12 protein-coding genes and 1 pseudogene are annotated in these 13,388 nt (G+C 47.7%); 4 read left to right on the top strand and 9 right to left on the bottom strand.

Going from position 1 to position 13,388, the window contains the following annotated elements; all coding sequences use genetic code 11:
- Window positions 1-192 (top strand): annotated as a pseudogene (locus ACN0T0_RS14570) (hypothetical protein); the annotation flags it as partial.
- A gap of 492 nt (window positions 193-684) precedes the next feature.
- Here ACN0T0_RS14570 and ACN0T0_RS14565 read toward each other — a convergent pair.
- From ACN0T0_RS14565 to ACN0T0_RS14535, 7 genes are all read right to left on the bottom strand, one after another.
- Window positions 685-1,344 carry an NADPH-dependent FMN reductase gene (locus ACN0T0_RS14565; RefSeq protein WP_417227308.1) on the bottom strand — a complete coding sequence of 220 codons (660 nt, stop codon included), beginning with the start codon at window positions 1,342-1,344 and terminating at the stop codon, window positions 685-687.
- A gap of 460 nt (window positions 1,345-1,804) precedes the next feature.
- On the bottom strand, window positions 1,805-2,578 hold the full coding sequence (locus ACN0T0_RS14560; protein WP_417227306.1) for a 3-hydroxybutyrate dehydrogenase: 774 nt from the start codon (window positions 2,576-2,578) through the stop codon (window positions 1,805-1,807).
- A gap of 36 nt (window positions 2,579-2,614) precedes the next feature.
- Window positions 2,615-3,955, bottom strand: coding sequence for a TRAP transporter large permease (locus ACN0T0_RS14555; protein WP_417227304.1), 1,341 nt, complete (start codon window positions 3,953-3,955; stop codon window positions 2,615-2,617).
- Complete coding sequence (locus ACN0T0_RS14550) at window positions 3,945-4,556, bottom strand: TRAP transporter small permease subunit (RefSeq protein WP_417227302.1); 612 nt, start codon at window positions 4,554-4,556, stop codon at window positions 3,945-3,947. The genes ACN0T0_RS14555 and ACN0T0_RS14550 overlap by 11 nt, the downstream gene beginning before the upstream one ends.
- Window positions 4,556-5,596 (bottom strand): TRAP transporter substrate-binding protein, encoded by a 1,041-nt coding sequence (locus tag ACN0T0_RS14545; protein ID WP_417227300.1) that lies wholly within the window; start codon window positions 5,594-5,596, stop codon window positions 4,556-4,558. Before ACN0T0_RS14545 ends, ACN0T0_RS14550 begins: the two co-directional genes overlap by 1 nt.
- Window positions 5,597-6,152: 556 nt before the next feature.
- Window positions 6,153-7,541: a sigma-54 interaction domain-containing protein gene (locus ACN0T0_RS14540; RefSeq protein ID WP_417227298.1), complete on the bottom strand. Its 1,389-nt coding sequence runs from the start codon at window positions 7,539-7,541 to the stop codon at window positions 6,153-6,155.
- A 445-nt stretch (window positions 7,542-7,986) separates the two neighbouring features.
- The gene (locus ACN0T0_RS14535; protein WP_417227296.1) at window positions 7,987-9,471 is read right to left on the bottom strand and encodes an aldehyde dehydrogenase; all 1,485 of its coding nucleotides are present in this window, start codon (window positions 9,469-9,471) and stop codon (window positions 7,987-7,989) included.
- A 447-nt stretch (window positions 9,472-9,918) separates the two neighbouring features.
- On the opposite strand from ACN0T0_RS14535, the gene ACN0T0_RS14530 reads away from it, so the two are divergent.
- A complete protein-coding gene (locus ACN0T0_RS14530) occupies window positions 9,919-10,584 on the top strand; it encodes a TorF family putative porin (RefSeq protein WP_417227295.1) in 666 nt (221 codons plus the stop codon).
- Window positions 10,585-10,732: 148 nt separating this feature from the next.
- The gene (locus ACN0T0_RS14525) at window positions 10,733-11,353 is read left to right on the top strand and encodes a LysE family translocator (RefSeq protein ID WP_417227293.1); all 621 of its coding nucleotides are present in this window, start codon (window positions 10,733-10,735) and stop codon (window positions 11,351-11,353) included.
- Between the two features lie 58 nt (window positions 11,354-11,411).
- On the opposite strand, the gene ACN0T0_RS14520 is transcribed toward ACN0T0_RS14525, so the two are convergent.
- The gene (locus ACN0T0_RS14520) at window positions 11,412-11,852 is read right to left on the bottom strand and encodes a hypothetical protein (RefSeq protein ID WP_417227291.1); all 441 of its coding nucleotides are present in this window, start codon (window positions 11,850-11,852) and stop codon (window positions 11,412-11,414) included.
- A gap of 163 nt (window positions 11,853-12,015) precedes the next feature.
- Between ACN0T0_RS14520 and ACN0T0_RS14515 the strand changes: the two genes are divergently transcribed.
- Entirely contained in the window at window positions 12,016-12,621 is a 606-nt protein-coding gene (locus ACN0T0_RS14515; RefSeq protein WP_417227289.1) for an HD-GYP domain-containing protein, read from the top strand.
- Between the two features lie 75 nt (window positions 12,622-12,696).
- On the opposite strand, the gene ACN0T0_RS14510 is transcribed toward ACN0T0_RS14515, so the two are convergent.
- The gene (locus ACN0T0_RS14510; protein ID WP_417227287.1) at window positions 12,697-13,293 is read right to left on the bottom strand and encodes a pyridoxamine 5'-phosphate oxidase family protein; all 597 of its coding nucleotides are present in this window, start codon (window positions 13,291-13,293) and stop codon (window positions 12,697-12,699) included.
- Between the last annotated feature and the right edge of the window lie 95 nt (window positions 13,294-13,388).

Genomic DNA, 13,388 nt, shown 5'->3' with positions numbered 1-13,388 from the left:
GTCGACAGCACCGGCCGTGTGGTTAGAAATAACAAACGAGGTGCTATCCCACTGCATCACCCTCCTATCCTCGAACGACTGAGAATTGATCCACAACGTTGGCTGAGCAACGCTACTGAATTTGAACAACTCTATCCGAAGAAATTTGCAGCCAAAAAGCGATCTAAACGACGATCCAAACGAATCGCCTGAACTAAACACTAGCCTCTCACTCACCAATTATCAGCTACCGATCTGAGACTTTCAGTATTCTGAAATACCGTGCTCAGTGCCCAACATCCAATTTTTCTTCCAGAAAGTAACACTAGCAAAGCTTAAAATCACAAATAGAGCCTGCCCTAACTTAAAAGGAATTGAAGACCTTACAATTAACGCCTGTCCCAGTCTAAGTTCTAACTTAAAAGAAACTAAAGGACTCACAATCAACGCCTGTCCTGTTTTAATATTCTAAGTAGTACCTATTCTAATTAAATGCCTGTCCCAGCTAAGGTTATCAGACTGCATAGTTGTGTCGCACTTCGGAGTTGAATTCGCGCCTGTCCCAGCAAAGGTTCAACAATACAATCAACGCCCAGTTTATTAAATGCCTGTCCCAGCTAAGGGCCGCGTCTGTCCTAACTAAGGTTAGGTTAGCTTCGCTCAACTCATAGACTGCGCATCACATTAGCCATTAGATAAAGCCCATCACGGGGCATTTCGTTCCGCGGGGCTCGTTTTAAAATCCATAAGTACTCCGTGAGGATCAACCTCAGCGCGATGGTTCTGCGCCGCTTGCGCCCACCACATTAACTGCGTCAAAGTTCGGTTGAAATAATCAAACCAAGTATTTTGATCCTCTCCGGTTTGCATGGATCCATCATCTAGAAAGATCTCTTGCGCTTTAGGTACATGGATCATCGCCGAAACCGGCAAGCAGCCGAGCTCTGAAAGGAATGTCCGCATACCTACCGCCGCTCGCATGCCACCCCACTGACCGGCCGAATAGGTCAGGATGGCACTCGGCTTATAGGAAAACAGTGAGCTACCGAAATGATTTAACAGATTCGCCAGCGCAGGACTCATTGAATGATTGTATTCAGGGCTAATCATGATAAAGCCATCCGCGGATTCTATTTTCTCCGCCAGATCATTTAACGCCGCCGGCGCTCTATTCTTTGCATAAGCAAAATGCGGTTTAAACACCGGCTCCAATGGATAATCTAAGGCATCCACCAGCTCCACCTCGTGTTCACCATAACGCCCGGCAAAAAATTCAAGGCACGCTTTAGCAACCCGCAAACCAAGACGAGCCGGCCTCGGGGGCGTACTATCACGGACGGTACCCAAAAACATTAGAAACTTCATTTATCGCGCTCCTTCAATGATATAACTGAGCAGACACTCCTTACATACGACCCAAAAGCTCGGTCAAAACCGGAAACAGAGGAACTCCAATCAATAGAGTAGGCGGTTTGATTCAAGAGATAGATGCCATTAAATCATCTGCAGAGAAAAGCTTTGCTCACCATCCGTTATACCGCAACGAGTGCCCTGCGAGCAACGCCCATCAATATGACGAAATGGGTTCAATAATCACACACCGGCGCGAACGGCCTAGCAGGAAAAAAATCACAACGATTGCACATCATTAGTTGTGTAGGCAGTGGCTTCAGTAAATATGGATAAGAGAAAACCGATTTAAGCAAGCAGGCACTAACAAGAGCGACGAATGCCAAATTTAACAACCTGACATTCGCTCTATACCTCAGCTCTGAAAGCGATCATATCCGCATGAAAATACTCGATACGGACAAAGGCACTCGCTTTACTGCGCGGTATAACCACCGTCAATCACAACGGCTTGCCCAGTAATGCCTCGGCCACTCGCACTGGCTAAAAATAGGCAGTAATCTGCAATTTCTCGCGACTCGAGTAAACGTTTTTGCGGCACCAAAGGATAGATAACCTCCTCTAACACTTTTTCGATGGGCACATTCCGTGTTTTAGCCAGATCATTCAGCTGCCCACGCACCAGTTCAGTATTCACATAACCTGGGCACAAAGCGTTAACCGTAATACCATGCTCAGCACCTTCCAGCGCCGCCACTTTAGTTAAGCCTATCACCCCATGCTTAGCGGAGTTATAACCCGCCTTCCCGGCAAAACCGACTAACCCGTTAATGGAAGCTAGGTTAATGATGCGCCCACTGTTTTGACGCTTCATCACTGGGAAAACCTGCTTAATGATTAGAAAAGGAGCCACCAGCATAATATCTAACAACTTACGATAACTGTCAGATGGGAAGTCTTCTATCGGTGCCACATGCTGTATACCGGCATTATTGATGAGTACATCCAAGCCCTCAAACTGCTCAACCACCTGATCGACGGCCGCAAGCAGAGCCGCTTCATCCGTCACATCACATGCAACTCCAATACGATCAGGTCCAGCACCACCAAGCTGCTCTAGTGCCTCAGCCAATGCGTTTTGATCGAGGTCTAGAATGGCAATACGATCGCCCTCCTCGACAAACGCGCTTGCCACCTCGAAGCCGATGCCTTTAGCGCCACCGGTAATGAGTACTCGTTTTCCAGCCATGTTCTTCACCTTTTCATTAATACAGTTTATTTACACTCACAGCAGACCCGGTAGCCAAAGGATAATGGCTGGAAAAACAATACAGAGTATGAGGCCTGTCATCTGTAACAGTACATAAGGAACAATCGATCTGTATATAGTCGTTATCTTAACACTGCTATCCGTAACCCCTTTTAAGTAAAAAAGAGCGTAGCCAAAAGGCGGTGTTAAAAAGCTCGTTTGCAAGTTTATGGCCATCAAAATCGCAAACCAAACCAATGTCGCCTGGGATGACATACCAAAATCGAGCAAGCTAATCACCGGCAATAACAACGGTAAAACCACATAGCTAATTTCAATCCACTCGAGGAAAAAGCCGAGTACGAAAATCATTAGCATGATGGATATAAGCAAACCATAAGGGCCTAAGCCTATCGAGTCGACAATATCCATAATCAGATAGTCACCGCCAAGCTTTTTGAAAATCAGACTAAAAGCGGTTGCCGCAACGACAATGAAAACGATCATCGCCGTACTTTTAGCAGTGTCATAACAAACGTCTCTTAAGGTGACGTAGTCCAGCTTACTGGCGAAGATGGCTAAGAAAATAGCCCCTAAAGCGCCGATGGCTGCCGCTTCTGTCGGTGTCGCAATACCACTCATAATAGAGCCTAGCACCGCCACCATCAGGAACACAGGCCCAACAAGGTCTCTTAGCAAAGCGAGCGGTAACGGTGTGGTATCCGCGTCTAAATCATCAGGATCCGCTAAAGGCATCCACTCGGGCTTAAGCCAGCCGGTGATCAGTATAAAGGCGATATACAGCACACCTAGCATCAAACCAGGTATCAGCGCTGCCTTAAAAAGGTCGCCGACCGATACCTGCATAATGGACCCCATCAGCACCAACATAATGGAAGGCGGGATAAGAATTCCTAAGGTACCGGAAGCGGCGACAACACCGAGGGCCATCTCTTCCTTGTAATTTTGTTTGAGCATCACTGGCAGCGCTAGCATTCCGAGCATCACCACGGAGGCACCGACAATCCCCGTACTGGCAGCCATCACCACACCAAGGAGTGCCACCGATATCGCTAGACCACCGCGCACTTGGCCAAAGAGTCTTTGCAACGTCAGTAAGAGACGACTGGCAACACCGGACTTTTCTAACATCAACCCCATAAAAACGAACAGCGGAATGGCGATATAAAGCCAGTTTTCAACTACGCCGCCGAAAATGCGTGATCCCATCATCCCCAGATAAGGCAGAGGAACATCAGCGACCAGAGAAAACATAATACTCAGGCCACCCAAGACAAATGCAACGGGATAACCTGTAAAAATACCGATCAACAAACAGACCACCATCAATATAGGCAGCATGTATTCAATGAACATGGAAAGGCTCCTTAGTTGCTCGTGAAGGATCCAAAACAATAGAAAGGCTATAGCAAACTCGGCCTAAAGCATTTAATGCCATAAAAACTAATGCAACAGATAACGCGCCCTTAATGATGTAGCGGTCCGTCAGCCCCCCAAAATTTGACTGTTCTCCTGAGTTAAAACTCATGACCACTTGTGGCCAATAAAGATAAGCAACCATCAGACAAAAAGGAATTAACAGAAACAGATGTCCAATCACATCAACGAGGTGTTGACCACGTGGAGAAAAGCGATGATATAGCAGATCGACCCGAACATGAGAGTTGGTATGCAACGCATAGGTTGATGAAAAAAGTACTAGAAAACCATAGAGGTACCACTGCAGCTCTGTCGCTGAATTGATGGTGAAGGCGTTTTTAAAAAGAAACACGTCACTATCCCAACGCAACAGCTCATTCATACCCAACACATTCATGATGATCGTTGTCATGACCGCGGCGATGACTGCCAGAACGATCCAGCTCGTCAACCGTCCCACCCAAACTCCCACCCCAATGAGGGGTCGGGAGATTTGATGCAGGGCCGCCGCCACTTGTAAGTGAACGGCGTCTTTCATTATTTTAGCTCCTGTAGTTCGTACCAACCATCAATCAATTTGGCATGCGCCATCAATGACTCATAAGCTTCTTTGAAGCTTGGGTTATTGGTCATCTCTTCAGCGAGGACTTCATTCCAAGCACCTTCAAGCTCAGCTAATGTTGCATCATTGAAACGTCGAACCTCAAAGCCTTCTTTCTTTTCCATCCGTGCAATCGCACGCATCTGCTCTGGTGGTGATGAGGTCATAGACCAAGCTAGGGTAGACTGACAAGCCGTTTGGAATTGCTGCTGTTGCTTCTCACTATACTTAGCCCAAACATCTTTGTTGATGATCAGAGAGAACCAGCTGGCAGACTGATGCCAACCCGGGAAGTAGTAGTATTTAGTAATGTCATTAAAGCCCATCACTTCATCTACCTGAGGAACGGAGAACTCTGCACCGTCGATACGACCACGCTCCAGTGCTAGGAATATTTCCCCACCGGGCACTAGCTGAGTCGAAGCACCAAACTTGTTAAGCACTCGCGCACCTAAACCAGAGATACGGAACCGTAAGCCATCAAAATCACTCGCCGATTTAATCTCTTTGTTATAAAAACCACCGGTTTCTTGGGGTGAGACAAAACAAGGCAGGACCTTAATGTTGTAGTCATCATAAGCTGCCTGAATATACTTAGTACCGTCACCCGCCCACATCCATGAAGCAAAGGCTTCAGGCGTTGGACCAAACGGCAGTGCGCCATACAGGTTCAGTAGAGGAATCGTACCGGCCCAATAGCCCATCCAATCCCAGCCAGCATCAATGGCACCGGTTGAGACCGCATTGAATACTTCAAAAGCAGGGACTAGATCACCCGGCTCATGTACGCGAAAGTTAATTTTGCCATCAGAAGCGACATTGATCTGCTTCCCCATATACTGGGCACCAGCACCGAGAAAGTTATTAGTCGCAAACGTACTCGCCACATCAATACTTTTTGGACCATCAGCAAGGGAGGTTGTCGATAGAGCGATCGTCGCAGCCGCTATTGCAGCAACGAAAGGTTTTTTAATCATGATATCAACCCTAATTCTTATGATTATTTTAGGAACTACTAACCACTTTGCGTGGCAGCCTATTACTTAGAGCAACACTTAAGCCAGATAACAAAAAACCCTTAAAAATCAGCAAATTAAAAAACACATCGTCACTTTTTCTATTTTTAGCGCTCTAAATAAGCCTCATAAATTCCTACTTTCCGGAATTTACGGGCTCAAAAGGCTGCAAATCCCCCAGCTGCAGGCATCCGAATATCCGGAATGATTCCGAAAAACAGGAATAAATAAGGGTTATGCCTTATTCCTCTCATAGATGCAGTGATTTCAGGTCATTATTCAACCAATAATGGTAAACATGACGTTTGCTTAGTCACTTATTCAGTGCCGAACGCCAGCTATCGAAACAGAGGGATTACCGAATTAAGTATGAGGGACACCCCATCAAAGGGTTACTCTGTTATGGGCTTATTGCACTCGATAAATAACCCAGTGCAATAAGCGCAAGAGGACTTGTGATTATGTAGATGGCGGCTATCCAATGTTGACTAAACTAGCAACAGAATAACGATAGAGGTTAATTATTGAAGGATTCGCTGGCTAACTGATAGCGAACTAATTTGTCATAAATCGTTGTTTTTCCGATGCCCAGCACTTTTGCCGCATGCTGGCGATTCCCCTTGCAAGCAATCAGCGTTTGTTCGAGTATCTCTTTTTCAGCCAACGCCAAGCGCTCTTTTAAGGTACCTTGCTCAAGGCGATGATCAATAATCTCAATCCCCTCCGTTAAGGCCGCAGGTAAAGCCTGTAACGAGATCTTATAACCTTGGCTAAGATAGAAAGCCGATTCAATCGCGTTTTCCATTTCCCGCACATTACCTGGCCAACCATACTCTAGCATCCGCGTTAACGCGTCGACCGTTAACTTAGGCGCTCGGCGTCCAGTTCGGTTCGCTAGGCGGGTTAGAAAATGCTCAGCCAGTGCAGGGATATCTTCGCGGCGATCCCTCAGCGGAGGCAGCGCGACAGACACTACATTAATACGATAATAGAGGTCTTCACGGAACTCATTAGATTCGACCAGCTTTTCCAGCGGTTGATGTGTTGCCGTCACGAGGCGCACATCAATTTTCACTAACTGATTGGAGCCCACCGCCTCGACCTCACGATCTTGCAATACCCGTAGCAGCTTGGCTTGCATACTCAACGGCATATCACCGATTTCATCGAGGAAAAGTGTACCTTTATTGGCTAATTGAAACTTACCCTGCTTACCACCGCGTTTAGCGCCGGTAAAGGCTCCTTCCGCATATCCAAAAAGTTCTGACTCCAGCAAGTGCTCAGGAATAGCAGCGCAGTTGATCTTAATGAACGGCCCTTTAGAACGCTCCGATAATAAGTGCAGCGCGTGGGCGTATAGTTCTTTACCCGTACCTGACTCACCACGAATGAGGACAGAAGCATCACCACCGGCCACTTTTTTGATTCTTTCATTTACGTTTTGAATGGCCGGACTACGCCCAATCAAGTCATTAAGATGATAATGAGCTCCGGTTTGCTCTTTATCGAGGGCCCGGCGGTAATAATCTAAATCGGATACCAAGGCCTTAATTTGAGTGTTGATTTGCTGCCATTGATGGGTGTCGTGATAAAGTACAAAACCAATCGCACCAATAATTTTACCCGCTTGGCGAATAGGATAGCGGTTGGCGATCATATGCCGCCCACGTATCTTCTGTAATCTAGACAGCTCTTTTTGTCCGCTTTCAAGCACAGAATGCATCTGCGTATTTTCAATCACATCAACCACATGACAGCCATAGGACTCTTCACGCTTAATACCAAGAAACTGCGCATAAGGCTGGTTAAGAAATTGAATTTTAGCGCTATGATCAACCACAACAACCCATTCATCCAAAGCATCGAATGCTAGATTTAAACTATCAAGATCTCTGTTTAACTGCATATCTATCATTTTGACTCAGTAGCATAAAGGTAGTTAAGGGTTTGACGTCGTTAACAAGGTGGTCTGTATCTTAATCTAACAGCCGCGTTCGATGGTACCTCTGTTGCACTCTCTCCAGCCGTTTTCCAGCATAGTGCTGTTGAAAAACCCGTCGAGCACAAAGGGGCTAAGAGCAAAGTCGCTATATCGTTAGCCGCGAACTACGCCCGTCAAATCAAACGATAATTCTAACCTACTGGAAAAAAGAATACCTCGCTGATTAACTCGATCGCTGTTCAGCAAATCTTTCCTGTGGCATCGAGACCCACAAACCACCGATTGACCCAAGGCCCTTAGAGTTCCCCTTATCTGTCTGTATCAGTCATAAAAAAGGCCGATGCGTTAACATCGGCCTTTATCTGTTTTCTTGTACGATACCGAGCGTTCCGGCTATTTGAGCAATGCCTTATAAGCGGATCAGTACATTTTTCATATCGGTATATTTTTCCAACGCATGCAGAGACTTATCACGACCATTACCCGAAGCTTTCACTCCACCAAAAGGCACCGTAGAATCACCTTCACCCCAAGTATTGACCCAAACCATGCCGCTTTCGACTTTGCGGCTAACCCGGTGAGCGCGGGAAAGATTCTGGGTCCAAACCGCCGCCCCTAGACCATAGGCAGAATCATTGGCCAGCGCGATCGCCTCCTCTTCGGTATCGAACTCACAAACGGCGAGCACCGGCCCAAAGATCTCCTCCTTCACAAAGGTCATTCCATTATGGGCATTATCAACAATGGTCGGCTTAGCGAAGAAGCCTTTACCTTGTTGATATTCTGGCACCCCACCCATAATCACATGACCACCCTCTTCCTGAGCCGAGCGAATATACCGTTCGACCGTTGCCAACTGAGTGCCATCGACCATCGGCCCCATTGTGGTGGCAGGGTCCAGAGGATCACCTGGCTGAAACTGTGCGGCCGCTTCAACCAAGGCCGCGACAAACTCTTCTTTGATGCTTTTCTCCACATACAATCGAGAACAGGCGATACATACCTCCCCCTGATTGCAGAAGATCGCCGCCGCCGAGGCTGCCGCTGCCGCTTTAATATCCGCATCAGCAAACACCAGATTCGGTGATTTACCGCCCGCTTCCAACCACACCCGCTTCATATTGGACTGACCAGCATAGCCCATCAACATGCCCGCCACTCGGGTTGAACCCGTGAAGGCCAGCACATTAACATCCATATGCAACGCCAACGCTTTACCTGCGGTATGACCAAAGCCCGGCAACACATTCAACACGCCGGCAGGAATACCTGCTTGTACTGCGAGTTCAGCCAACCGTAGAGCACTTAAAGGTGTCTTTTCTGACGGCTTAAGCACCACGGAGTTACCCGCCGCCAACGCTGGAGCGATCTTCCAACTCACCATTAATAAAGGATAGTTCCACGGAGTAATCGCTCCCACCACTCCCACCGGTTGATGATGAATCATCGCCAAGGTGTCATGTCCTGTCGGGGCGATTTCGCCATAAACCTTATCGATACTCTCGGCGGTCCAACGAATGCAGTCAATCGCATCGGGCACATCGATATTCACCATTTCCGAAATTGACTTACCCATATCGAGGGTATCTAACAAGGCAAATTCATCCTGATGCTGCTCAATCAGATCCGCCCAGCGGAGCATAATCTTTTTTCGATCCCGTGGGTGCAGCTCAGACCAACTGCCAAGTCGAAATACCTCACGGGCCGCCGTAACCGCGGCATTTACATCCGCTTCATCGCAGCTAGCGACATTAGCCAATAACTGCTCAGTCGCCGGATTAATACAGGGGAATGTCTCACCGCTCGCCGCAGGTTGAAACTCACCATTGATAAAAGCCCAATCATGGAAGTTCAGGGTTTTACTTTGGGCTTGCCATTCAGAATAACTTTTCATTGGTTCTGTTCTCCACAATCAGTAGGTATAGCGACCCGCAGCGGGGTACTCCCGCGTCACTCAGCGCTTTGACTAATTTATCAGGCCGTTAGCAATTCAAACCCATGCTCTCTTCAATCCCGAAACAGGGGTTAAACAGTATTCAATAATGTGATAACCCTGCCCTTCGACTGATCACAAGGCTAGTTCTAGCGGCTTGGGTTTATGGGCCTAGATTTAATGAACGCCAGTATAGGCAGCGATTGCCTACGGCGGCTATATATCCTAGGGGGTAGCTGTAACAACGCCGCTGATCAATAGTGATAAATACCGGTGACAACGGACTCGTTAGATCTCTGCTGATAGCAACGACTGACTACCCACAAATAGGTATCCCTCCTTAGGTATATCCTTTCAACCCGTCATTTCCAGATAATCATGACTCAACAAAAATCATAGGTATTCTCGATGAAGAAGATTCTTACCGGCCTAGTCGCGGCAATGGCCCTTAGTACGACCGTCCACGCGGCCGATGTTTCCGGCACTATCTCATTTACCAATGACTACCGTTTCCATGGTCTGTCACAAACAATGGGTGATCCTGCGGTACAAGGCAGCTTGGATGTTGGTTTTGATAACGGCGTTTATGCGGGTATCTGGGGTAGTAATGTTGATTTTGGTGACGATGCCAACTTAGAGATCGATTACTATGTCGGTTACGGCAACGATATCAACGATGCGCTGTCTTATGATGTGATGGTCGCTTACTACACCTATTCCGGTTATAGCGGTGAAGACTATGACTATCTAGAACTGATCACGAGCCTCTATTACAGTGATTTCAGCTTTAGCTATGCGTATGCTGATGATTACGGCAACTCGGGTGAAGAGTCTCACTACCTAGGCGTAGATTACAGCTACCCTATCAACGACACTATTGCGCTAGACCTGCATGCCGGACACTCCTTTGGCGATGCTTATGCCGAGGATTATGAAGATTACTCCATTGGACTGTCTGGCAGCGCTGCCGGAGTGGACCTCTCCGTGGCTTACCTGACGAACGACATCGAAGGGGCTAAAACTGATGACTTTGATGACGACACCGTCGTTTTCAGTGTCTCACGCACCTTCTAAGTCAAACTTAAGTCAAACTAAGCGACCCATCAGGCACGTACCCCCTTCGCCTGTCTGATGAAGGCCACATAGAATATTCTATGTGGCCTTTTTTATTGTGATAACTGCGCGTAATATGCCGTTTTAATTTTGTCATGCTGAGGCACGGATGTCGGTTACTCTTCTCTCTCTGTTTGTTCCCACCTTTTTCTTTGTCTCGATCACGCCTGGCATGTGCATGACCCTAGCGCTAAGTCTCGGCATGTCAATTGGTGTCCGCCGCAGCCTGCATATGATGTGGGGCGAGTTGATCGGTGTGGGCTTAGTTGCCGCTGCTGCCGCGGCCGGTGTGGCGGCATTGATGCTGCAGTTTCCAGAAGCCTTTATCTTTTTAAAACTTGGCGGTGGCGCCTATCTTGGCTGGCTGGGATTGCAGATGTGGCAATCAAAAGGCAAGCTGGTGATGCAAGAGCCCGGTGCTGAGGTAAAGCATCAAGGTAACTTACAGTTAGCGTTCAATGGTTTTATTACCGCGATCGCCAACCCCAAAGGCTGGGCCTTTTTCGTCACTTTGCTGCCACCATTTTTAGATCAGAGCCAACCTTTGGCGCCACAACTGGCTTTGCTGATCGCGGTGATTCTGACATTAGAGTTCAGCTGTCTGCTTATCTATGCCAGTGGTGGTAAGGCCATGCGTCACCTACTGCTCAACCGCAGTAATGTTAAATTGATGAATCGCATCGCCGGATCACTGATGATCGCAGTAGGTATCTGGCTGGCCGTTGGCTAACACCTGTTCAGCAAAGGCCTTTCAACTGAGCCTTTTAAACTAAGACTGTTTAGGCTAGCTAGTTCGGTGTCGCAAACCGGCGTGGCTGAGGCCATCGCTGTTGTAATAACATATCCTCATCGTCGCGATACAGGGTGTAATACTCCATCGCTAAGACATCCCAAACCACATGTGTGGCATAGGTCGGCGGTACCCGATATAGCTGATCACCCACTTGCTCGGCCTGATAGCGATCATCCGGTGGATTCAATACCAATGCCGCTAGCTCTTCGCCACGCCAACTGTAATACTGTTTCGGCATACTAAAGGCTGCAGCAATCCAGCCCTCCCGAAAAGAGGGCTGAATCAACGAAAAAGCATAACACTCAAACCCGTCTTCAATACAATAACGCTGCTGTTTAAGGTCGACAATGTAGTTCTGTGATGCAAACTTTCCATCGCTGATGACACAGCCACTCAACAACAGTGAACAGATACCGACAAGGTAATATTTCTTCATCTGTAGCACGTCCCTTATTGCTATTTGCACCGAATAACGCTTTACTTTCAAGGGTAACCCGCTTAGAACTATATGGACATACCGTCTGATAAAACAACGTCACTGATTCTATCCTAACCATAGAACCACTCTAAAGAGAGTATTATCAGACCAAGGAGCCAGCATGAGCCCGGCTGAAAAACGTACCTACCAAGCCTTAGAAGACCGCACTAAAGCCCTATCAATCGCGCTAGGATTCCGCGACTACTCTACCCTTGAACACTCCGATCGAGTGCAAATTCTAGCCGCTGAATTGGGCATGGCTGTCGGCCTAAGTGAGGGTCAACTGAGCGCTCTGCGCATCAGTTCTAAATTCCACGATATTGGCAAGATAGGCATTCCCGACCGTATTCTGATGAAGCCCGACAAGCTCGATAGAGACGACTGGGAAGTGATGCAGCGTCATCCGGAGATTGGCGAAAAAATCGTCTGCTCTACCGAACTCGATGGCGCGCAACAAACCGCCCATATTATCCGTCATCACCATGAGCATTTTGATGGCAGTGGCTATCCAGATAACATTGCGGGAGAAGATATTCCCATAGGTGCACGCATTATCAGCATTGTTGATAGCTATGATGCTATGGCGTTTACCCGCCCCTATCACCGCGGTCGTAGACATACCGAAATTATCACCCTGATCACCCAAGAAACAGGCGTCAAACATGACCCTTATCTGCTCAAGCATTTTTGCCAGATCATTGAAACCAGCCCTAACCGTATTCCATAGCTCGTATTCCAAAAGTGCCATGAAATGCATCACAGCACCATGTAATAACACTCTGGCGAATTTACAGCCCGCCCACTAATCGGGTATCAACTCTCCGACCACAGAGGTCACAGGTTTTACCCCCGCCCAAATATCTAACGCCATATCCTCAGGGTCATCATTCGGCCCACCAGTGCTGACTTTTGCCGACACTTCTTCAATGGGAAAAGCAAAGACAGCCGTCGCTTTCATTTCGATGGCATTCGGTGGCCGCGCTTCTGACGAACGCCCAGGGCTATATTTATCCAGCATCGCATCCAAGACCGTCCGCTTCTCTTCGGGATCATCAACCAAACGGCCCTTGCCATAGAGCACCACAGAACGGAAATTAACCGAGTGATGATACGCCGAACGCGCAAACACCAGACCGTCTAACAAACACAGCGTTATACAGGCGGTTTGCCCTTTCATTACCTGCTGAAACAAACCATTTTTGACCGAGCCATGCAGAAATAACTCATCACCAACCCGCCAGTGGGAGCTTGGCTGCACCATCGCCTCGTCAGCCACACTCACCCCAATATTGCAGACCCAAGCCTCATCGAGGATGTTATTAATCATATCCCGATCATAGTTTGCTATTTTGCGGCCACGCCTGACCCGGGTTCGTTCGGTTACAGCAACGTCACTCATGGTAAATCCTTCACATCATTTAAGTTTGTTAAAGGACAAGATTAGTCGCTATAGTGGATCCAAATAAGACCCAATTATTGATAACTTTTAGGGCC

This window comes from Amphritea sp. (assembly GCF_048266285.1).
Lineage (GTDB): Bacteria > Pseudomonadota > Gammaproteobacteria > Pseudomonadales > Balneatricaceae > Amphritea.
This window is presented reverse-complemented; position numbering and strand designations above follow the sequence as displayed.